The sequence below is a fragment of the Synechococcus sp. CS-1332 genome, from assembly GCF_025127995.1.
Taxonomy (GTDB): Bacteria; Cyanobacteriota; Cyanobacteriia; order PCC-6307; family Cyanobiaceae; genus Cyanobium.
In genome coordinates this window covers 99512-120692 of record NZ_JAHLYP010000042.1, presented here as the reverse complement: position 1 = coordinate 120692, position 21181 = coordinate 99512, and the positions used below count along the sequence as shown (strand labels likewise).

Annotated in this window: 20 protein-coding genes; 13 read left to right on the top strand and 7 right to left on the bottom strand. The window is 69.6% G+C overall.

Going from position 1 to position 21181, the window contains the following annotated elements; genetic code table 11:
* Positions 1-35: 35 nt before the first annotated feature.
* Positions 36-332 (top strand): DUF3148 domain-containing protein, encoded by a 297-nt coding sequence (locus KQ305_RS10230; RefSeq protein WP_311134343.1) that lies wholly within the window; start codon positions 36-38, stop codon positions 330-332.
* On the opposite strand, the gene KQ305_RS10225 is transcribed toward KQ305_RS10230, so the two are convergent.
* Together KQ305_RS10225 and KQ305_RS10220 are read right to left on the bottom strand one after the other, a co-directional pair.
* Positions 319-1617, bottom strand: a complete 1299-nt coding sequence (locus tag KQ305_RS10225) for a pitrilysin family protein (protein WP_259725297.1) — start codon at positions 1615-1617, stop codon at positions 319-321. The genes KQ305_RS10230 and KQ305_RS10225 overlap by 14 nt on opposite strands.
* Entirely contained in the window at positions 1614-2888 is a 1275-nt protein-coding gene (locus tag KQ305_RS10220) for a pitrilysin family protein (protein ID WP_259725296.1), read from the bottom strand. The genes KQ305_RS10225 and KQ305_RS10220 overlap by 4 nt, the downstream gene beginning before the upstream one ends.
* A 42-nt stretch (positions 2889-2930) precedes the next feature.
* Between KQ305_RS10220 and KQ305_RS10215 the strand changes: the two genes are divergently transcribed.
* From KQ305_RS10215 to KQ305_RS10165, 11 genes are all read left to right on the top strand, one after another.
* The gene (locus KQ305_RS10215; protein ID WP_259725295.1) at positions 2931-3683 is read left to right on the top strand and encodes a phycocyanobilin:ferredoxin oxidoreductase; all 753 of its coding nucleotides are present in this window, start codon (positions 2931-2933) and stop codon (positions 3681-3683) included.
* Positions 3684-3694: 11 nt separating this feature from the next.
* On the top strand, positions 3695-4561 hold the full coding sequence (locus KQ305_RS10210; RefSeq protein WP_259725294.1) for an efflux RND transporter periplasmic adaptor subunit: 867 nt from the start codon (positions 3695-3697) through the stop codon (positions 4559-4561).
* Positions 4558-5724: an ABC transporter permease DevC gene (devC, locus tag KQ305_RS10205; protein WP_259725293.1), complete on the top strand. Its 1167-nt coding sequence runs from the start codon at positions 4558-4560 to the stop codon at positions 5722-5724. Before KQ305_RS10210 ends, devC begins: the two co-directional genes overlap by 4 nt.
* A gap of 18 nt (positions 5725-5742) precedes the next feature.
* Positions 5743-6486, top strand: coding sequence for a DevA family ABC transporter ATP-binding protein (locus KQ305_RS10200; RefSeq protein WP_259725292.1), 744 nt, complete (start codon positions 5743-5745; stop codon positions 6484-6486).
* Between the two features lie 56 nt (positions 6487-6542).
* Positions 6543-6698 (top strand): hypothetical protein, encoded by a 156-nt coding sequence (locus KQ305_RS10195; RefSeq protein ID WP_011293689.1) that lies wholly within the window; start codon positions 6543-6545, stop codon positions 6696-6698.
* A 121-nt stretch (positions 6699-6819) separates the two neighbouring features.
* Positions 6820-7758 (top strand): glycosyltransferase family 2 protein, encoded by a 939-nt coding sequence (locus KQ305_RS10190; protein WP_259725393.1) that lies wholly within the window; start codon positions 6820-6822, stop codon positions 7756-7758.
* A 111-nt stretch (positions 7759-7869) separates the two neighbouring features.
* Complete coding sequence (rpsB, locus tag KQ305_RS10185; RefSeq protein WP_216908544.1) at positions 7870-8586, top strand: 30S ribosomal protein S2; 717 nt, start codon at positions 7870-7872, stop codon at positions 8584-8586.
* Between the two features lie 38 nt (positions 8587-8624).
* Positions 8625-9284, top strand: coding sequence for a translation elongation factor Ts (gene tsf / locus KQ305_RS10180; RefSeq protein ID WP_259725291.1), 660 nt, complete (start codon positions 8625-8627; stop codon positions 9282-9284).
* A gap of 10 nt (positions 9285-9294) precedes the next feature.
* Positions 9295-10398, top strand: a complete 1104-nt coding sequence (locus tag KQ305_RS10175) for a hypothetical protein (RefSeq protein ID WP_259725290.1) — start codon at positions 9295-9297, stop codon at positions 10396-10398.
* A 23-nt stretch (positions 10399-10421) separates the two neighbouring features.
* Positions 10422-12908, top strand: coding sequence for an ATP-dependent DNA helicase RecG (recG, locus tag KQ305_RS10170; protein ID WP_399231336.1), 2487 nt, complete (start codon positions 10422-10424; stop codon positions 12906-12908).
* A 35-nt stretch (positions 12909-12943) separates the two neighbouring features.
* Positions 12944-13651: a M15 family metallopeptidase gene (locus tag KQ305_RS10165; RefSeq protein ID WP_259725289.1), complete on the top strand. Its 708-nt coding sequence runs from the start codon at positions 12944-12946 to the stop codon at positions 13649-13651.
* On the opposite strand, the gene KQ305_RS10160 is transcribed toward KQ305_RS10165, so the two are convergent.
* Together KQ305_RS10160 and sir are read right to left on the bottom strand one after the other, a co-directional pair.
* The gene (locus tag KQ305_RS10160) at positions 13624-14025 is read right to left on the bottom strand and encodes a hypothetical protein (RefSeq protein WP_259725288.1); all 402 of its coding nucleotides are present in this window, start codon (positions 14023-14025) and stop codon (positions 13624-13626) included. The genes KQ305_RS10165 and KQ305_RS10160 overlap by 28 nt on opposite strands.
* Positions 14026-14077: 52 nt before the next feature.
* Positions 14078-15847: a sulfite reductase, ferredoxin dependent gene (sir, locus tag KQ305_RS10155; RefSeq protein ID WP_259725287.1), complete on the bottom strand. Its 1770-nt coding sequence runs from the start codon at positions 15845-15847 to the stop codon at positions 14078-14080.
* Between the two features lie 113 nt (positions 15848-15960).
* Between sir and glyS the strand changes: the two genes are divergently transcribed.
* A complete protein-coding gene (gene glyS / locus KQ305_RS10150; protein ID WP_259725286.1) occupies positions 15961-18126 on the top strand; it encodes a glycine--tRNA ligase subunit beta in 2166 nt (721 codons plus the stop codon).
* Between the two features lie 17 nt (positions 18127-18143).
* On the opposite strand, the gene KQ305_RS10145 is transcribed toward glyS, so the two are convergent.
* From KQ305_RS10145 to KQ305_RS10135, 3 genes are read right to left on the bottom strand one after another with little or no spacing between them, the layout of a single operon-like run.
* The gene (locus tag KQ305_RS10145; protein ID WP_259725285.1) at positions 18144-19241 is read right to left on the bottom strand and encodes a type III polyketide synthase; all 1098 of its coding nucleotides are present in this window, start codon (positions 19239-19241) and stop codon (positions 18144-18146) included.
* A complete protein-coding gene (locus KQ305_RS10140) occupies positions 19232-20386 on the bottom strand; it encodes an NAD(P)/FAD-dependent oxidoreductase (RefSeq protein WP_259725284.1) in 1155 nt (384 codons plus the stop codon). The genes KQ305_RS10145 and KQ305_RS10140 overlap by 10 nt, the downstream gene beginning before the upstream one ends.
* On the bottom strand, positions 20383-21075 hold the full coding sequence (locus KQ305_RS10135; RefSeq protein ID WP_259725283.1) for a methyltransferase domain-containing protein: 693 nt from the start codon (positions 21073-21075) through the stop codon (positions 20383-20385). The genes KQ305_RS10140 and KQ305_RS10135 overlap by 4 nt, the downstream gene beginning before the upstream one ends.
* Between the last annotated feature and the right edge of the window lie 106 nt (positions 21076-21181).

Below are 21181 nucleotides of genomic sequence, written 5' to 3'. Positions count from 1 at the left end.
GAGAAGGGCCAGGACCCTGCTGGAGAGCCATACCGATGCCGGAGTCCATCCCCACCGATCCCGCGCCAGAGGAGGCTTCGCCGTCGGAAGCTGCGGAGATGGTTCCGATGGCGGCGATCCATCTGGGTGATGCCGTGCGCCTGCGCCAGCCCCTCCGCTACCTCAAGACCGCCGACCCGATGCCGATGCTGCGTCCCCCGGATCTGGTGGATCCGGGGGAAGTGGGCCGGGTCGTGGAAATCCGGGCTCTGGAACTGAGGGCCATCCGGTTTCGGCGCGGCACCTTCCTGATCAACCTCTCTGACCTGGAGCCGGCCGCTACGGACGGCTGAGTCCATGGCTCCGCCAGGCCTGCTGCGCCTGTTCCAGGGCCGGGGCCGGCCCCACCAGGCTCAGGCTGGGGGCGACCAGCCAGCGGCGGGCCGCCGCCCGCAGCTCCTCGGCGCCGATCCCGGGAGCCCGCTCCATCACCTGGCGCACATGGTCTGAGGCCAGGCCCTGGCTGAGCACCAGGGCCTGGCGTTCAGCGATCTGCGAGCAGGTCTGGCGCCCCATGGCGTCCTGCCCCTGGAATTTGGCCAGGGCCAGCAGACGTGAGCCCTCGTCCAGGGGCTCCTCCAGGAGCCGCTGCCATTCATCCAGCAGGCAGGTGGTGGCCTCGGCCACCCGCTCCGCCGACGTGGACAGGTGCATGACAAAGGGCGGACCGCCGGACAAAGCCGGCAGGTGCACACCGACGTCGTAGGCCAGACCGCGCTCCTCCCGCATGGTGATGAACAGTCGGCTGGACATGCCGAGGCCCAGGTGCGCCTGCAGCAACCGCAGGGCCAGGGCGTCGGGATGGGCCAGGGGAACGGTCGCGGCCCCCAGCATCAGCACCACCTGTTCGGTGTCCTGCACCTGCTGGCCAAAGTGGCCCGTGGCCCGTGGTGGACCGGCGAAGGCCTGCGGTCTGGGGGCGTGGGTGCTCCAGGGGGACACCGCCAGTTCCAGCTCCAGGGCCGCCTCCAGGGCAGAAGGGGCGTCGCCACAGAGCACCAGCACTGCCCCGTCAGCCCCGAGACCCTCCACCAGAGGCCGCAGGTCCTCCGGTCCAAGACCAGCCAGTTCGGCCTCGATCCCGAGGGGGTCATGGCCGTAGGGGCCGTCGCCGTAGAGCAGGCGGCGCAGCTGGTCGTGGGCCAGCTGGAAGGGGTCCTCCTTCTGGCGCTGCAGCATCTGCAGGTTGAGCTGCCGTTCGATCGCCACCTGCTCGGGCTCCAGCCGCGGCCGCCGCGCCATCGCCAGCAGCAGGGGCACCAGGGTGGGGGCGTCGTCGGCGGCACATTTCAGGGCCAGCACCAGACCGTCCTCCTGGGCCTCCACCCGCAGGGCGGCGCCGGCCCCCTCGACGCAATCGGCCAGGGCCTCGGCATCCAGCTCGCCGCAGCCCCGGGTCATGCTGCCGGCCAGCAGCTGGTGGGCGCCCCGGCCACCGGCGGGGTCCCGGCCGCTGCCGCCTGGAATGGCCAGGCGGGCCGCCAGGATCGCCGGCCCGGGCCGGTGCAGGATCCGCAGGGGCAGGCCCCCGTCCAGGGTGCGGTTGTCCTCGGAGATAGCAGGCGTAGCGAGGCTCATGCCGGCACCGCCTCGAGCAGGCAGGCCCGGGCTGGATCCAGCAGGTCCAGCATCTGCTCCTGGAGTCGGCCTGGCGACCAGCGATCCAGCAGCGCCAGGGGATGGTCCAGGGGTTGACTCCGTCCCCACAGCCGGCTGCTGCCGATCAGGGACGCCACGCCGCCAGGGGATTCCAGGGAAAAGCGATAGCCGTTGGCGACCAGGCGGCGGGCCCGCCACCATTCCTGCTCGCCGAGGCTCTCCTGGCGCAACTCCTGCCACACCTGGGTGATGGCCCCTCGCACAGCCGCCAAATCCTCCTCATCGCAGACCGCCTCGAGCAGGGCGAAGCTGCCGCCCTCCATGGCGTGCAGGTCCAGGTCGATGCTCTCGACGATCTGCAGCTGCTCCCGCAGGCGGTCGACCAGCCGGCTGCGGCGTCCCTCCGCCAACACGGTTGTGGCCAGATCCGCCCCCGCCAGGCCCTCGACATCGCTGGCGGCAGGCAGCCACCAGAGCATCAGCAGCCGGGCGGCCTCCAGCCGCGGCAGGGCCAGTCGGTGCATCCCCGGGGTGACGTGAAGCGTTGCCGGGGCCATGGCCGCGCTGGTGGTCGCCAGTGCCGCGAGGGGGCCCGCAGCGGCCCGCGCCAGCAGATCCCCATCCGCCGCGGCGCCGCTGAGGGCCAGGACGCAACGGCCGGCGGCGTACTGGCGCTGATGGAAGGCGGCCATGGCGGCCGGGTCGTGGGCCACCAGGGCCTCACGCCGCCCGAGGATCGGCAGGCCGTAAGGGTGATCGGGGCAGGCCAGGGAGAGCAGGCGCTGCAGGGCCACCTCCTCGGGCTGGTCCTCGCTCTGGGCGAGCTCCTCCAACACCACCTGCCGCTCCATGGCGAAGCTGTCGGCTTCGAGCCTGGGCTGCAGCACCAGATCCATCAGCAGATCCAGGGCCTCTCCTGCCCCCTCCGGCGGCATCAGGGCGTGGAAGTGGACATCATCAAAGCCAGTGGCGGCATTGCTGCTTCCCCCCAGGGCTTCGATGCGGCGATCGAACTCCCCGGCCGCCAGTCCTTCGCTGCCCTTGAACACCATGTGCTCGAGGAAATGGGCCATGCCGCTCTCCTCGGGAGCCTCAAAGGCGCTGCCGGCCCGGCACCAGAAGTCCAGGCAGACCAGGGGGGCGTCCTTGAGATCCAGCTGGACCAGTTCGACGCCATTGGCGAGGGTGTGGCTGATGGGGGCGGCCAGCCCGGGCAACAAGGACCCGCAACAACCCAGGGACACACTCACGGACGCATGGCAGGATCCGCATTCTGCTGTGACGGCGTGTCCATGGGTGAGGTCGCTGGGACCGGGGACGGGGGCATCCATCCGTTGGTGGATGGTCTGGCCGAGCGGATCCGGCTCTGTCGCAACGCGCTGCCGGATCTGGCCCCCCTGGCGATCGACCCCGATCTGGAGGCGATCAGCGGCAGCCTGGAGGGCGATGCCCTCTACATCCGCAATGAGGTGCACCGCTGCCGGGGGATGCGCAAGCTGCATCTGGAGACGGCCCGGCTCGGGGCCGGACTGCAGATTCTCCACTGCGTCTTCTTCCCAGACCCCCGCCACGATCTGCCGGTGTTCGGCGCCGACATCGTGGCTGGCAAGGCCGGGGTGAGCGCCGCCATCGTCGACCTCTCGCCGGTGGGGGACAGCCTGCCGGCGGCGATCGCCGAGGCCCTGGCCGCCCGCCCCCATGTGGCTTTCGGGCAAGTGCGGGAGTTGCCGCCCTGGGGCTCGATTTTCTCCTCCCACGTCCTGTTCGTGCGGCCGGAGTCGGAAGCGGAAGAACAGGGGTTCGTCGAGGAGGTCGCCGCGTTCCTCGGCGTGCTCGCCGAAGCCGCCAGCGTCAGCCCTTCCCAAGCCCATGACCATCCGGCTACGGTTGCCCGATGGCAAGGGCAGCTGAGGTATTGCAAGCAACAGAAACAAAACGACAAGACCCGGAGGGTTCTGGAGAAGGCGTTCAACCCCCAGTGGGCGGACCGCTACATCGAAGACCTGCTCTTCGACGACCCACCGGCCCCTGGCGCAACGGCCTGATCGCCGCCGGCGTGGCGGGCCTCGTGGTCGGGGGTGTCGTTGTGTATCAGCGCCTGCAGCCACCCAAGGCCCCGGTTGCCGCCGTGGCCCGGCCGCCAGCCCCGGTGGAGGCCGTGGCGGCCCTGGGCCAGCTGGAGCCTGATGGCGATGTGCGCGTTTTGGCGGCTCCGATCACTGGCATCGGCGGCAGCCCCCGGATCACGGAACTGCTGGTCGCCGAGGGCGACCAGGTGCAGGCCGGGCAGCTGCTGGCCCGCTTCGACAACCAGCCGCTGCAACGGGCGGAACTGGCATTGATCCGCACCCGGATCGCCAACCTCGGCCGCCGGCTCACCATCCAGACCCGTGATCTGGATCGCTACCGAAAGCTGGCCAGCGACGGGGCCTATTCGGCGGCCGATCTGGATGTGATTGAGCAGCGCACCCTGGAGCTCCAGGGCCAGCTGCAGGAGGCCAGGGCCTCCCTCGTCAAGGCCAACACCGACCTGGTCAACACCGAACTGAGGGCTCCGATCGACGGCACGGTGCTGCGCATTCAGTCCCGCGTTGGCGAACGCCCTGGCGACAAGGGCATCCTCGAACTGGGGGCCAGTGATCGCATGGAAGCCTCCGTCGAGGTCTACGAGAGCGATATTGACCGCGTGCGCCTTGGCCAGGCCGTCACCCTCACCAGTGAGAACGGCGGTTTTGATGGAACACTCAAGGGCAACGTGCGCCGCATCAGCCCCCAGGTCCGCCAGCGGGAAGTGCTCTCCACTGACCCCACTGGTGATGCCGACGCCCGCGTGGTCGAGGTGCGGGTGCGACTCGATCCCAGCGATGGGGCCCGGGTCGCCTCCCTCACCGGCCTCAAAGTGATCGCCCGCCTGCAGCCATGACGTTCTGGCAGGGACGCCGGATCCCCCTGGCCTGGCTGCTGCTGACCCGCCAGCCCATGCGCCTGGCCGTGGCCCTGGCCGGGATCACCTTCGCCGGGATCCTGATGTTCATGCAGCTGGGCTTCCGTGACGCCCTGTTCGACTCCAGCATCACGGTGCACAAGCTGTTCGACACCGATCTGGTGCTGCTCAGCCCCCGCACCAAGAGCTCGATCAGCATGACCGGCTTCCCCCAGCGACGGCTGGTGCAGGCCCTGGCCGATCCGGACGTGAGCGGCACCACGCCGGTGCACTGGAACCTGCTGCTCTGGCGCAACCCGAAGACCAAGGGCACCCGCTCGATCCTGGCCCTCGGCTTCGAGCCCCGCGATCCCCTGTTCATTGATCCGGCCGTCACCGCCCTGACGCCGCGCCTCACCCAGAAGGGTCGGGTGCTCTTCGACGACCAGTCCCGTGATGAATTCGGACCGGTGGCCCAATGGTTCCGCGAGGGACGCACCGTGGAGAGCGAAGTGGCCGGCAAACGGTTGCGGGTGGCCGGCCTGTTCACCGCCGGCGCCTCCTTCGGTGCCGACGGCAACATCCTCACCAGCCGCGAAACCTTCCTCAGCCTGCTGCCCAACACCCCCCCCGGCAGCATCGAACTGGGGCTGATCCGCCTGCGTCCCGGCGCCGACCCCGCCCGGGTGATTCAACGTCTGCGCGGCTTGCTGCCGGAGGACGTCAATGTCCTCACCAAGCAGGGCTTCCTCGATCTGGAGATGGACTACTGGCGCAGCAGCACTGCCATCGGCTTCATCTTCACCCTGGGGGCCGCCATGGGCTTCATCGTCGGGTGCGTGATCGTTTATCAGATCCTTTTTTCCGATGTCAGCGACCACCTGCCGGAATACGCCACCCTCATGGCCATGGGCTACAGCCTGCTGACCCTCCTCGGTGTGGTGGCCAGGGAGGGCCTGCTGCTGGCGATCTTCGGCTATCTGCCCGCCTACGCCGCCGGCCAGGTGCTGTACGCCGTCATCCAGTCCGCCACCAAGCTGCCCGTGGCCATGGCCAGTGATCGGGCCATCACCGTCTTCCTGATGATCCTGGTGATGTGCATGGGCTCGGCGGCCATGGCGATGCGCAAGCTGGGCGACGCCGACCCGGCGGACATCTTCTGATCCGATGATTCTGAGCCGATGACCACCCTCCTCCCCGGTTCCGCCCCGCCCACCACCTCCAAGGGCGAGGGCCTCGCCACGGTGTCGGTCCGGGGCCTCAGCCATTGGTATGGCACCGGCTCGATGGAGCGCCAGGTACTGCAGGGCATCGACCTGGAGATCCATCCCGGCGAGGTGGTGCTGCTCACCGGCCCCTCCGGCTGCGGCAAGACCACCTTGCTCACCCTGGTGGGGGCCCTGCGCCAGGTGATGGATGGATCGGTGCGTGTGCTGGGCTGCGAGCTGAAGGGGTCCAGCCGCCAAGAGCGCCAGTTGCTGCGCCGCAGCGTCGGCATGATCTTCCAGGGCCACAACCTGCTGCGCTGCCTCACAGCGGAGCAGAACGTGCAGATGGGGGCCGACCTGCTGCCGGATCTGGGCTACCGCGCCCGCCGCGACCTCTCCCGCGAATGGCTGCGGGCCGTGGGACTCTCCGATCACCTCAGCAAGCTCCCCCACGACCTCTCCGGCGGCCAGAAGCAAAGGGTGGCGATCGCCCGGGCCCTGGCCGCCCATCCCCGGCTGCTGCTGGCCGATGAACCCACCGCCGCCCTCGACAGCCGGACCGGCAGGGAGGTCGTCGATCTGCTCAAACGGCTGGCCCGGGACGAGGGCTGTGCCGTGCTGATGGTGACCCATGACCCGCGCATCCTTGATGTGGCCGACAAGCTGGTGCGGATGGAGGATGGCCGCCTCTGGGCGAGTGACGCTGTCGCCGAGTGATCCAGGTCCGTTGAGTAGGGTGGGACCTCACAGTCTTTTCGAAGCGCCGAAGCCCTATGTCGAAACGCAGGAACCTCAAGAAGGAAAAGCAGGAACGAAACCGGGCCTACGCCCGCAAGTTCAAGAAGCGCAAGCTGCGTAACGACGGCCGTGGTGAAGGCGCTGGCAACGGCGTAACCGGAACGGCCAACAACGGCGGTGCCGCTGACTGACCGCGCCTGTCCGGTCATGGCGGCACCGGGGGGATTCGATCCGGATCCCCCCTTTTTCATGGCCAACATCGCCACCCCCGCTCCGGCTGCTGTCCGCGCTCCCGCAACGCCCCGAACCCTGATGTTCATCAGCGTCGTCATCCCCACCTACAACCGGCTGCCGATCCTGCGCCAGTGCCTGCAGGCCCTCGAGCGCCAGGAGATGGGCGGTCCCCTGGAGGCCTATGAGGTGGTGCTGGTAGACGACGGCTCCACCGATGACACGGTGCGCTGGCTGGATGCCCATGCCACCGCCTTCCCCCACCTGCGGTTGATCCGCCAGGACCACGGCGGCCCCGCCGAAGGGCGCAACCGGGGGGTGGATGAGGCCCGCGGCGATGTGATCGTCTTCATCGACAGTGACCTGGTGGTCACGGAGCCGTTCCTGCTGAACCACGCCACGGCCCTGCAGCGCTCCTGGACGGAGAGCGGCGACCGGCTCTGCTTCACCTATGGCGCGGTGATCAACACCCACAATTTCGAGGCGCCCACGGCAGAGCCCCACAAGCTGCGCGATCTTTCCTGGGCCTACTTCGCCACCGGCAACGTGGCGATCGACCGCCGGGTGCTGGAGCAATCGGGCCTGTTCGACACCGGCTTCCGGCTCTACGGCTGGGAGGACCTGGAACTGGGGGAACGGCTGCGCCGCATGGGTGTGCGGCTGGTGCGCTGCCCCGAAGCCGTCGGGTACCACTGGCATCCGCCCCTCAGCCTCGAGCAGATCCCGGACCTGGTGCGGGTGGAGCGGGAACGGGCCCGCATGGGCCTGGTGTTTTACCGCAAGCACCCCACCTGGCGGGTGCGGTTCATCATCCAGTACACCTGGCTGCACCTGGCCTTGTGGGAGCTGCTCACCCTGGGCGGCCTGATCAATGAACGCAGCCTGCGGCCCTTGCTGCGCTGGCTGATCCGCCATGGCAAGGCGGGTCTGGCGATGGAGCTGCTGCGGTTGCCGCTCAACCGTTTCGGGGTGCGTGCCCTCCACGGCGAAGCCCGCCAGCAGGGCCATTTGGTAGGTTGAACCGGTAACCCCAACACCGCACACCTGCATGTTTCGGGTGATCCGCTGCCTTTCTTCAGGCGCGGCATCCCTGGCAGGTGGAGGCCAACCCGAAACCCCCCTACAACCCAAATGGCTGTCGTCACTCTCTCCGAGATGATGGAGGCTGGTGCCCACTTCGGACACCAGACCCGTCGCTGGAATCCCAAGATGTCGCGCTACATCTATTGCGCGCGCAACGGAGTCCACATCATCGATCTTGTGCAGACCGCCGTCTGCATGAACAACGCCTACAAATGGACCCGCAGTGCCGCCCGCAGTGGCAAGCGTTTCCTGTTCGTCGGCACCAAGAAGCAGGCCTCCGAAGTGATCGCCCAAGAAGCCGCCCGCTGTGGCGCCTCCTATGTCAACCAGCGCTGGCTGGGCGGCATGCTCACCAACTGGAGCACGATGCGCGCCCGCATCGACCGGCTCAAGGACCTGGAGCGCATGGAGTCGTCCGGCGCCATCGCCATGCGCCCCAAGAAGGAAGCGGCCGTTCTGCGCCGTGAACTTGACCGTCTTCAGAAGTATCTCGGCGGTCTGAAGAACATGCGCCGTCTGCCCGATGTGGTGGTGCTGGTGGATCAGCGCCGGGAAACCAACGCCGTGCTCGAGTGCCGCAAGCTCGACATCCCGCTCGTCTCCATGCTCGACACCAACTGCGATCCGGATCTCTGCGACGTCCCCATTCCCTGCAATGACGACGCCGTGCGCTCCGTGCAACTGGTGCTGGGCCGCCTTGCGGATGCCATCAATGAAGGCCGCCATGGAGCCCAGGATCAGCGCAGCGGCGACGACGACGCCTGAGCCCTTTCCTCCCTCCCGACCTCCCTCCCTCCCGACCCATGGCTGAGATCACAGCGAAGCTCGTCAAGGAACTGCGCGACAAGACCGGCGCGGGCATGATGGACTGCAAGAAGGCCCTCACCGAGTCCGGTGGGGATGCCACCAAGGCCGCTGAATGGCTGCGCCAGAAGGGCATTGCCACCGCCGAGAAGAAGGCCGGCCGTACGGCGGCCGAAGGGTCCGTCGGCAGCTACATCCACACCGGTGCCCGCGTCGGCGTGCTGGTGGAGGTGAACTGCGAGACCGATTTCGTCGCCCGGGGTGAACTCTTCCAGGAGTTGGTGCGCAACGTGGCGATGCAGATCGCTGCTTGCCCCAACGTGGAATACGTCACCACCGATGACATTCCTCCCGAAGTGGCCGAGCGCGAGACGTCCATCGAGATGGGTCGCGACGATCTCGCCGGCAAGAAGGAGGAGATGAAGGTCAAGATCGTCGCTGGCCGTATCGGCAAGCGGCTCAAGGAACTGGCCCTGATGGACCAGCCCTTCATCCGCGACAACACCCAGACGGTGGGTGAGATGGTCAAGTCGGCCGCCGGTAAGACCGGCGAGAACATTCGGGTGCGGCGCTTCACCCGCTACACCCTCGGCGAGGGGATCGAAGTGGAGGAGTCCGACTTCGCTGCGGAAGTGGCGGCGATGGCCAAGGCGGCCTGAGCCGGAGTCGTTGAGCGAACCGTCCGACGCGATCGATCTGCCGGCTCAGCTGCAGAGCCTGTCCCGGCAGCTGACCGCGTCGAATCCGGAGCTCTATCGCCACGTGGCCCTCTATCTGCAGGTGCTGCGCCAGGTGCTGCCCCAGCGGGTGCAGCAGGCCTGCTTCCATCTGGCCACCCAGGTTCACCCCCAGCGCTACGTCGAGCTGCCTGAGGAGCGTCGCCGCCTGTTGCTCGGCCAGATCAACGAGCTGGTGAGCCGTTGCTCCAGCCTGCTGACGGTGGAGCAGCTGGTGATCCTCGCCTCCCAGATTTCCCGTGAGCGGCAGCGGCGTGAGCGCCATGAGCGCCAGCAGCTCCTGGAGGAACTCTCCTGGGATGGGGAGTCCCAGGGTCGTTCCCCCGAACCTGAGCCCCTCCCGCCGGGGTCGGTTCAGATCGCCATGGCCCCGCCCCTGAGTGGGGCCTCGTTCCTGATGGCAGCGCTGGCCCGTGGGGCTGGGTCCCTCGCCGATGTCGTGGAGGCCGACGCGGATGCGGACACCGATGCGGACGCCAAGAACCAGGCTGTGGACCAGGACCAGGACCAGGACCAGGACCAGGACCAGGACCAGGACGAGGAGCTGGCGTCCACAGAGGACTCCTCCCTCTGGCAGGCGGGTCGGCTACCGGAGGATCCCGAGCAGGTGCTTCGCTGGATGGACGGCATGGAGCTGGCCTTGGGCCGGCGGCTCCGCAATCTGTCCCACGCCATCAATGTCGAGTTGCTCCGGGGCGGTGTCAGCCGCAGCCTGCTGCCGGTGAGCCTGCTCGACGCGGTCCTGGATGGCCAGCTGGAGACCATGGGCGCCCCCGCCAACCTGATGCGATTGCCCCTTCCCTTCGGTCCCAGCCGCTCCCCCCAGGCCCAAGCAATGGCGGTCTTGTTGCGGGCCGTGGAGCTGGAGCTGGAGGAACCCCGCCTGCGCACCTGCCGGCGGCGGCTGCAGCAGCATCGCCAGGAGGTTCGCAGAATGGCCCAGCAGTTCCGTCGCCTGCAACGGCGGTTACGGATCCATCAGGCTGAACAGCTGTGGCTGCAGGACATCCGCCCCCCATCGATCCCGAGCGACTGACCGGGACCTCCGCCGGCGAAGCGGTGGAGGCGTCCGTCCTGGAGGCCGTGGACGCCTGGTGCACGCCCCTGCAGCTGGCCTGTCGCCTGGAGGCCGAAGCCGGCTTTGGCGATCTCCAGGGACGGCGGGACCGCTTCAGCGGCTTTGTCGCCTCCTGCCTCGCCGTACCGGTGGTGGGGCTCGAGGCCGTTGAGCGCCAGACGCTGGCCGCCCTGGCCCTTGATTTCGGCGGTTATGGCGGCCTGGCCCTGGGGGGCCGTCAGTCGCTGGTGCGCCGGCTGCGGCAGACCCTGCACGAGCTGCGTGGCCGCCGCCGGGAGGTCTTGCCGGTGGCTCCCCCTCGCCTGCGGCTGGTGCCACCAAGCGCGGCGGAGCGGGCTGGCTCCGGCGCAGCTGTCCGCGTCACTCCCCAGACCCCCCTGGGGGATGTGGCTGGCATCGGGCCGAAGACCGCCACCAGGCTCGCCGCCCTGGGCCTGCTGGTGGTGCGCGATCTGGTCCACCATTACCCCCGCGATTACCTCGATTACGCCCATCTGGTGCGGATCGCCGCCCTGGAGCCGGGGCGGACCGCCACCATCGTGGCCACGGTGCGCCGCTGCCACGCCTTCGGCAGCCCCCGCAACCCCAATCTGGCGATCCTGGAGCTGCACCTCCAGGACGTCACGGGGCGCCTCAAGGTGACGCGCTTCTTCGCCGGCCGTCGCTTCAGCAGCCCCGGCTGGTTGAAGTCCCAGCAGCGGCTCTACCCGTTGGGGGCCACGGTGGCCGTGAGCGGCCTGGTGAAGGAGAGCCCCTACGGCCCCGGGTTCGCCGATCCCCTGCTGGAGGTGCTGGAGGCCCCCGGGGCACCGGTGCGCTCGGAGCAGATCGGCCGCTTCGTGCCCGTTTATGCCCTCACTGAGGGCCTCAGTGGCGAGACCCTCGCCCGGGCGATCGCCGCGGTGCTCCCCTCGGCGATCCGTTGGCCCGATCCCCTGCCGGAACCCCTGCGCCTGGAGCTGGGGCTGGTGGGCCGTGGCGAGGCCCTGCAAGGCCTGCACCGCCCTGCGAACAGGGAGGAGCTGCAGCGCTGCCGTCGGCGCCTGGTCTTCGACGAGTTCCTGCTGCTGCAGCTGGCCCTGGGCCAGCGGCGCGAGCGCCTGCGCCGTTCTCCGGCCCCGCCGCTGCTGCTGCCCATGGGCGGCGAAGACCTGGTGAGCCGGTTCCTGGCCCTGCTTCCCTTTCCGCTCACCGGCGCCCAGAACCGGGTGCTGGCCGAAATTCGCGCCGACATGGAGCGGCCCCAGCCCATGGCCCGGCTGGTCCAGGGGGACGTGGGCAGTGGCAAGACGGTGGTGGCCCTGGCGGCCCTGCTGGGTGCCATCCAGGCGGGCCATCAGGGGGCCCTGATGGCCCCCACCGAGGTGCTGGCGGCCCAGCATTTCCACAAGCTGGCTGGCTGGCTGCCCCAGCTCAACGTCAGCATCGAGTTGCTCACCGGTTCCACCCCCGCCCGCCGCCGCCGTCAGCTGCTGCAGGACCTGGCCAACGGGCAGGTGAACCTGCTGGTGGGCACCCACGCCCTGCTCGAGGACCCGGTGCAGTTCGACCGCCTGGGTCTGGTGGTGGTGGATGAGCAGCACCGCTTCGGTGTGCGCCAGCGCAATCGGCTCCTGGCCAAGGGGCTCCAGCCCCACCTGCTGACCATGACCGCCACCCCGATCCCCCGCACCCTGGCCCTCTCGATCTATGGCGATCTGGACATCAGCCAGATCGACGAACTGCCGCCGGGCCGCACCCCGATCCGCACCCGGCTGCTGCGGGGATCGGAGCGCCCAAGCGCCTGGGAGCTCGTGCGCCAGGAGGTGGCGAAGGGCCAGCGGGCCTACGTCGTGCTGCCCCTGGTGGAGGAATCGGAGAAGTTGGATCTGCGCTCGGCGGTGGAGGTGCACCGCCACCTCGATGAGGAGGTGTTCCCCGCCCTGGCGGTGGGGCTGCTGCACGGGCGCATGACCGGCGAGGAGAAGCAACGCGCCATCAGCGCCTTCCAGGAGGGGCGCTCCCAGGTGCTGGTCTCCACCACGGTGGTGGAGGTGGGGGTGGACGTGCCGGAGGCGAGTGTGATGGTGATCGAACACGCCGAGCGCTTCGGCCTGGCCCAGCTGCACCAGCTGCGCGGCCGGGTCGGCCGGGGCGCCGCCGCCTCCCATTGCCTGCTGCTGCACGAGGGCGACAACGCCATGGCCCGCCAGCGGCTGGAGCTGCTGGCCCGCAGCGGCGACGGCTTCGAGATCGCCGAAATGGACCTGAGGCTGCGGGGCCCCGGACAGGTGCTCGGCACCCGCCAGTCGGGGCTGCCGGACCTGGCCCTGGCCAGCCTCAGCGATGATGGTGCCGTGCTGGAGGAGGCCCGGCTGGCGGCGCAGAGGATCCTGGCGGCGGATTCTGGCCTGGACCACCACCCCCACCTGCGCGAGGCCCTCGAGGCCCAGCGCCGCCGTTCGGTGGAGGCGGCCCAGTTGAATTGATTCAGCCCACCGGGCCGACCCGCGGCCGCCGCCCCATGCCCCCCCTGCGCCCCTGGAGTCCGGTCCCCATCGCAGAGGCCGGCGAGCCCCTGGAAGATCTGCCGGCGACGCTCTGGCGACTGGAGCCCCATCCGTATCAGGCCCTGGGGGCGCCCTACGGCGCCGGTGCCAGTCCGTTTCGGCTGAGGCGGGGGGTGATCGCCCGGCTGAAGAAGGCCCAGGGCCTGCTTCAGCAACAGCAGCCCCACTGGCGGCTGGCGATCTTCGATGCCTGGCGCCCCCTTGCCGTGCAGGCCTTCATGGTTCGCCACGCCTTCCGCGAGGTCTGCCGGGAGCGGTGCCTCGACCCCGAAGCCATCGGGCCTGCCCAGGCGGCCGTGGCGGCGGAGGTGGATCGCTTCTGGGCCCCGCCGAGCCCTGATCCGGCCACGCCGCCCCCCCACAGCACCGGGGCGGCGGTGGATCTCACCCTGGCCGAGGCCGACGGCCGGCCCCTGGCGATGGGCGGGGAGATCGACGCGATCGGGGCCATCTCCCATCCCGACCACTACGCAGGGTCCTCGCCCGGCAGCGAGGCCGCCGACTGGCACGCCCGCCGGCGCCTGCTGGCGGCGGTGATGGGGACGGCGGGGTTTGCCCAGCACCCGAATGAGTGGTGGCACTTCAGCCATGGTGACCAGCTCTGGGCCTGGCGTTGCCAGGAGCCCCTGGCTCTTTATGGCGCCGTCGCCGGGGAGGGTTGAGGCGCGGCCACGGGGATCACCGTGCCAGGCAGGGTCAGGCCCAGTTCCCGGAACAGCACGCTGGCCTGGGGACGGGTCAGCAGCCCTTTCTGGACACAGCGCTTGAGGCTGGCCAGGGTCATGTCGTCCTGCACCCGGCGCAACTTGGCCAGCACCTCGGGGCTCTGGTCGGCGTAGGGCCGCAGGTGGTTCTTGTAGGAGGCGCTGATCGACTCCGGTTTGCAGGCCTGGGGGTCTGAATCGAAGTACTGGACAGGCGCCTCGGGGGGCCGGGGGCGTTCCGCCGCCTCGCTGGTGCGGCCGGCGCCCGGCAGGAAACCCAGCAGCACCCCGCACAGCAGTGCCTGAAGGGCGACGTCCGTACGGTTCGGCATGCGCAGGATCTGAAACGTGTCCAACGTTAGGCGGCCTCCAGGGACGGCCTGATCAGGCGGGAGAGAGCAGCTGGCCTACCCGCTCGTCACCGAGCCGGTCAATGAAGTCGCCGAAGCGGCTGCGGGCGCTGCCCTCGTCGCGCCAGGCCGTCAGCAGGGGCTCCAGGGTGGCCTCCAGCTTCTCCAGGGGCATCTTCTCCAGGTACGGCCGGGCCAGCCGCGTCAGGCCATGGCTGCCGCCGAGCCACAGCTGATAGGTGTCCACGGCGCTCCCCACCAGCCCGATCTCGGCCATGTAGGGGCGGGCGCAGCCGTTGGGGCAGCCGGTCATGCGCACCAGGAGTGGTTTGCTGATCTCCAGCCGCTCCAGCAGGGCATCGAGGCGACCCAGCACGTCCGGCAGGACCCGTTCGGCTTCGGTGACCGCCAGACCGCAGAGGGGCAGGGCCGGGCAGGCCAGGGCGTGCCGGGCCAGGGCGGGCGGGGCCTCAGGGCTGCTGAGACCCAGTGCCGCCAGCGCCTCCCGCACCGATGCCCGCTGGGCGCTGCCGATGTTGCACAGCAGCAGGTCCTGGTTGGGGGTGAGCCGCACATCCAGCTGGTAGGTCTCGATCAGACGGCGCAGGCCGGTCTTGAGGTCTCCCTGGAGGCGTCCACAGAGCACGGGCAGACCCACGAACCACAGGCCCGGCGACTGGCGGTGCCAGCCCAGGTAGTCGGTGAGGACGGCGGTCGGTTCGCGGCGCAGCCCCTTGATCGGATGGGGGAAGTAACGGCCCAGTTCGGTGCGGAACCAGTCCACGCCGCGATCGTGGATCAGGTACTTCATCCGGGCATGGCGACGCTGTTCCCGGTCGCCGTGGTCGCGCTGCAGGGCCACGATTGCCTGCACCAGTTCCAGCACATGGGCGGCGGCCACATAACCGAGGGGATCGGCCGTGCGGGCGAAGGTCTCCTCCTTGTTGTGGGTCCGCCCCATGCCACCGCCCACGTAGACGTTGCAACCCAGGGGGCGGCCGGAGGGATCGCTGAACAGCACCAGGCCGATGTCCTGGGTCAGCAGGTCGACGGAGTTGTCACCGGGAACGGTGACGGCCACTTTGAACTTGCGCGGCAGGTAGGTGGAGCCGTAGAGGGGTTCGGCCGAATCCCCACTGAATACGGCACCGCTCTCCTGCAGTTGGCGCGCCTTCTTGACGGGTCCTTTGGGCTTGATGCGGTAACTCAGGTCACCGTCCACCCAGAGGTCCAGGTAGGAGCCCTCGGCCGCCTGGGGTGCCAGCAGGTCGGCGATGCGATCCGCCAGCAGACGGGCCTCCGGGTAGCCGTCGCGCTCGAAGGGAGCGGCCGGGGCCATCACGTTGCGGTTGATGTCGCCACAGGCCGACAGCGTCGAGCCGAGGGCCCGTACGATGCCGCCGATCACTTCCTTGAGGTCCGTCTTCAGCACGCCATGCATCTGGAAGGCCTGGCGCGTGGTGATCCGCAGGGTGCCATTGCCCAGCCGATCGGCGAGGGTATCGAGGGCTAAATAAAGGGATGTGGGAATGCGGCCGCCGGGATTGCGCAGGCGCAGCATCATCTGCCAGTCCTTTTCGGCCCCCTTGCGACGGTTGTCCCGGTCGTCCTGCTGGTAACTGCCGTGGAACTTGAGGATCTGGACGGCGGGATCGGTGAAGCTGGGCAGCGCGTTGCCCAGTTCGGTGGCCAGCGGATCATGCAGGTGGCCGCTGCCGGCTTTCAGCGCCTCCTGTTTGGTGGGAGGTTTGGTGGGGGAGGCCGATGGGAGCGACGTGCTGTCGGCGACCGTCGTCGAGGACATCGGCATGCAGAAGGGTTGTTGGAATGAAACTAGCGAACGGGACGTGTTCGTCCGCCGGCGCCGATCGCCATGTCCCCCCTTTGCATACAGTCGCGTCCTGCCCGCCCCACCGCATGGCCACCTTTCTTCTGGAGATCGGAACCGAGGAATTGCCGGCCGATTTCGTGCGCCTGGCCCAGCCCCAGCTGGAGGCGATCGTGGCCAGGGATCTGCAGGAGGCCCGCCTGTCCTGGGACAGCCTCCGGGCCAGCGGCACCCCCCGCCGGCTGGCGGTGACCATCGCTGGATTGCCCGAGCGCCAGCAGGATCTGATCGAAGACCGCAAGGGCCCACCGGCCCAGCAGGCGTTCCGCGATGGCCAGCCCACCCCGGCCGCCCTGGGCTTCGCCCGGCGCTGCGGCTGCGCCCCTGAGCAACTGGAGATCCGCGAGACCGACAAGGGTCCCTTCGTGTTCGCCCGCACCACCGAGCTTGGCCGCTCCTCCGAGGCGGTGCTGGCCGGCTGCATCCCCGGCTGGATACGGTCCCTGCAGGGGCGGCGCTTCATGCGCTGGGGGGACGGCGACGGCCGCTTCAGCCGGCCCCTGCGTTGGCTGGTGGCGCTGCTGGATGGGGCAGTGGTTCCGGTGCAGCTCACCGACGTGGATCCACCCCTGGCCAGTGACCGCCTCAGTCGCGGCCACCGTCTGCATCAAGGCGTGGTGGTGATCCCGTCGGCCGGGGCCTACGCCGCGGCCCTGGAGGCTGCCGATGTGCAGGTTGATCGGGAGGCCAGGGGCCGGACGATCCGCCGTGAGCTGGAGGAGGCAGCGAAACGCGCCGGGGCCGAGCTGGATCTGCCCGAGGCCCTGTTCGACGAGCTGGTCGACCTGGTGGAATCCCCCCGGTTGATCGAAGGCCGCATCGATGCCGATTTTCTGGCCTTACCCCCGGAGGTGCTCAGCACGGTGATGCGCTCCCACCAGCGCTACGTGCCCCTGCGCCTCTCGGGGGCCTCGGGCGATCCCTTGGCCCTGGTGGCGGAGGGGGTGCTGATGCCGCGCTTCCTGTGCATCTGCAATGGCCTTGCCGCCGCCTCCGGCACGATCCAGCGCGGCAACGAGCGGGTGCTGCGGGCGCGGCTGGCGGACGCAGCCTTCTTCCTGGCGGCGGATCGCCGTCAGAGCAGCGCCGGGCGGGTGGAGGCCCTCGACCGGGTCACCTTCGCCGAAGGACTGGGCAGCCTGGCCGATCGCAGCCGGCGTCTCGCCTGGTTGGCCGATCTGCTCTGTCGCAGCCTGGAGATCGCTGAGGAGGTCGCCACCGCTGTCCGCCGGGCCGCTCCCCTGTGCAAGCACGACCTGGTCAGCCAGATGGTGGGGGAATTCCCTGAGCTGCAGGGCGTCATGGGGGCCAAGTACCTGCTGGCGGAAGGGGAAACCCGCGCCGTGGCCCTGGCGGTGCTGGAGCACTATCAGCCCCGCGGCGCCGGCGATGCCCTGCCGGGTTCGGAGGCGGGGGCCCTGCTGGCCCTGGCCGAGCGCCTGGAGCTGCTGCTCAGCATCTTCGCCAGGGGCGAACGGCCCAGCGGCTCCTCCGATCCCTATGCCCTGCGCCGTGCCGGCAACGGGGTGCTGCAGATCCTCTGGGATCGGGACTGGTCGCTCGATCTGGTGGCTCTGGTGGCCGAAGCGACGGCCCATTGGCAGGGGCTGCTGCCCGCCCTGGAGATCCAGCCACCGGCCCTGGCGGCCGACCTGCTCGACTTCCTGCGTCAGCGCCTCGCCAGCCTGCTGGAGGAGGAGGGCTTTGGCACCGATCTGGTCCAGGCGGTGGCCGGCGAGGGCGTTGCGCTTGAGCGGCTGTTGCGGGATCCGGCCGATGCCCGGGCCCGGGTGGAGCTGCTGCGGCGCCTGCGGGCAAAGGAGCGCCTGCCCCTGGTGCAGGCGGTGGTGCAACGGGCCTCCCGTCTTGCCGAGCACGCCGATCTGGCCGCCGACGTGCTCAGCCCGGTCGGGGTGGTGGACCCGTCGCTGTTCGGGTCTCCCAGTGAGGCCGCTGTCCTGGCGGTGCTGGAGCGCTTGGCGTTGCATGCCGCTGCCGGCGGAACCGCTCGCTACGAGCCCCTCGCCCGCCTGCTGGGGGAGAGCGGCGCCACCCTGGCGGCCTTCTTCGATGGCGACGAGAGCGTGATGGTGATGTGCGACGAGCCCGAGGTGCGCCGCAACCGGCTGCGGCTGCTGGCTGTGCTGCGCAACCAGGCCGCTGTGCTCGCGGATTTCGGACGCCTGGGCGGCTGAGGCGCCTGGGGCCTGGATCACTCCAGCAGGGCCACCTCGATGCACAGCCCTGGTCCGAAGGCCATGGCCAGGCAGGGCCCGGGGGCTCCGCTGCGCCGCAACCGCTCGAGGATGAACAGCAGGGTCGGGGACGACATGTTGCCGTAGTCGCGCAGCACCGACCGCGAAGGTTCGATCAGCTCTGGATCGAGCCCAAGGCCCTTCGTGACGGCCGAGAGGATGCGAGGTCCGCCGGGATGCACGGCCCAGGAGGCGATGGCGGCGGGCGTGAGCCCATGGCCGGCCAACCACCCCTCCAGCCAGGGCCGCAGATGCGCGCCGATCAGATCAGGAACCTGCGGAGACAGGCCCATGGCGAAACCGTGGTCCCCGATCTCCCAGGACATGGCTTCGGCGCTGTCTGGCACCAGCAGGGAGCCGCTGGCGATCCACCGCCCCAGCGGCGCCTTTGCCGGCGCACCCTCTGCCGGCGGCTCACCGGTGACCACCAGGGCGGCGGCCCCATCGGCGAAGAGGGTGTTGGCCACGATCCTCTCCGCATCCCAGCCGTACTGGAGATGCAGGCTGCAGAGCTCGACGGCACAAAGCAGGACGCAGGCTTCCGGCTCGGCAGCGGTGAATGCCGCCGCGACCCTCAACCCGTTGAGGGCGCCGTGGCAACCCATGAAGCCCACGTGGGTGCGGGCCAGGCCGGCGTCCAGCGGCAGGGCGGCCATCAGGGCAAGATCGACGCCGGGGGCCTTGAAGCCGCTGCAGGACACCGTGACCAGATGGGTGATTCGCTCCGCAGGGACCTGGGCCTGCTCGAGGGCCGCCTGGACGGCCCGCAGGGCCAGGGGCGGCGCCTCTCGGGCGTAGCGCCGCATCCGCTCGCCGGTGCCGGGGCTGGTGGCTCCGAAGAAGGTTTGCCTGGGGTCGCTGCCGGGCGGATCAAGCAGAACGCTGTGGCGGCTGGCGACACCCGAGCGGCGATGCAGGGTCTCGAGCAGCCGTCTCTGGCCTGGGGAGGGGACCTGGCTGGGCAGGGCCACCTGGGCCGCAATGGCGGCGGCATCGCCCTGGGCAATGCGCCCGGGAGGCAGGGCCGTTCCCAGGCCCTGGATGGTCAGGGACATGGCTCGGGGATCAGCGGTTTCAGGCTGGCGCCATCGCAGGGGTGCAGAAGGGGGGCGGCCAGGACCGGCCAGCGTTCCACCACCCCCAGGAGAGCGCGGCTGAGGCCAGGGCGGCGCAGGGCGAAGGCCAAACCACGGCAGAGGCGCTGGCGTGATCCAATCAGCTGGGCGTGACGGCGGACCCATTGCTCTTCCAGCTCCCTGCTCCATTGCTGCTGTCCCTGCAGGACCAGTGGCACCGCCGCCAGAGCCCCCAGCAGGGCCCAGCCCATGCCCTCGCCCGTGAAGGGTTCGACGTACCCGGCGGCATCCCCCAGCAGCAGCAGCCGCTCGGCCACCGGCGGGCTGCTGCTGAAGGTCAGGGCTGGGGTGGCCAACCAGGCGGCTCCAGACGCCTGGGGGAGAGGATCGAAACCAGACTCCGCCAGCACCTCTGCGGCGGCGACGGCCGGACCTCCCGCCGTGATCAGATGGGTTCGGTCGAAGGCCGCTGCCAGGTTGAGTTCGTCGGCTTCGGTACGGACCAGACCCACGTAGCCATGACGGCCGATGGCCATGTGGATGGTGCCCCGGCCATAACGGCTCGCGCCGGCGTCCACCTGGCAGCCGGCACCCACTCGGGAGCGCGCCTGGACCTTGGCCTGGATCGGGATGGCAGGGTTCAGACCTGGACTACCCAAGCCGGTCGCCACCAGCACCACCCGGGCGCTGGTGGTTTCAGACGCGGTGCCGCTGCGCAGCCGCACCTGCCGGCCGCCCGGGCAAGGGTCAGCCACCGTGGCTTCGGTCTCCATCCGAAACACCGTTCCTTCGGCCACCGCGGCCTCGCAGAGCGCCAGGTCGAGGCAGCCGCGGGATAAGGACCGGCCCAGGGGAAGTTCCAGCTCCGTTTGATGGCCCTGCAATCCCAGACGCAGCCGGACAAGGGGTACGCCGCCCAGCCGGTCCACCAGCCCCCCCAGGCCTGCCTCCTCCAGCGCCCTGAGGGCTACCCCGTTGAGACAACTGCCGCAGACCTTCCAGCGGGGAAAGGCCCGCTTGTCCACCAGCAGCACCCGCAGCCGCTGCCTGGCCAGCTGGTGGGCTGCCAGGGCGCCGGCGGGTCCTGCCCCGAGCACAATCACGTCCCACTCCGGAGCCCTCATGGAGCCTCTGGTGAGAGGTCAGGACGGCGCCAGCTGAGCAGGAAGCGCTCGGGCCAGCTGCGTCGGATGCTGGCCCCCCCAAGGCCGGCCCGGCAAGCCAGATCCAGCGCCTCCTTCATCCGGAAGGCCCCTTGCACCGAAACGGGTCCATCGAAATGGACGATCGGCGAGCGACTCAGCAGCCGGCAACCCACCCAGGCCAGTCCATAGCCCAGGGGACTGCGGATCAGGTCGTTCACCAGCACCAGATGCCGGCAGCTCTGGCCCATGCGGCGGAGCAGGTCGACGGCGGCGTCTTCATCGAGATGATGCAGAAACAGACTGCAGAGAATGACGTCGTAATCAGGCGGCAGGGGATCGTCCAGGGCGTCGGCCTGGAAGAACGTTCCGCTCAGGGGGGTGCCGGCGGCATGGCGGCTGGCGATGGCCACCGCCTGCTGGCTGCGATCGCAGCCGTCGATGTGCACCGCCAGACCTTCCTTTCGGCAACGCTCCGCCAAGGCGATGGTGTTGTCACCGCCGCCGCAGGCGACGTCCAGAATCCTCAGGGGGCGGGAGTGGTCGAGTGCGACGGCCAGGGCCTTGATCGGGCTGAACAGGGACCCCGCTGCACCGCTGAAGGCATTGATCCGTCGCAGCCCTCTGAGGGCTTGATCGTGGGCAGCGGCGTCGATGCCGATCTGATCCATCCACTCAGGCTGTCGGTTCCGCTCGCCCAGGGGCTGCCAATGCATCGGGTGGAAGGTCGCAAGGGTTTGGGGCTGGGCAGACGGATTGGACGCCTGACGTGAATCC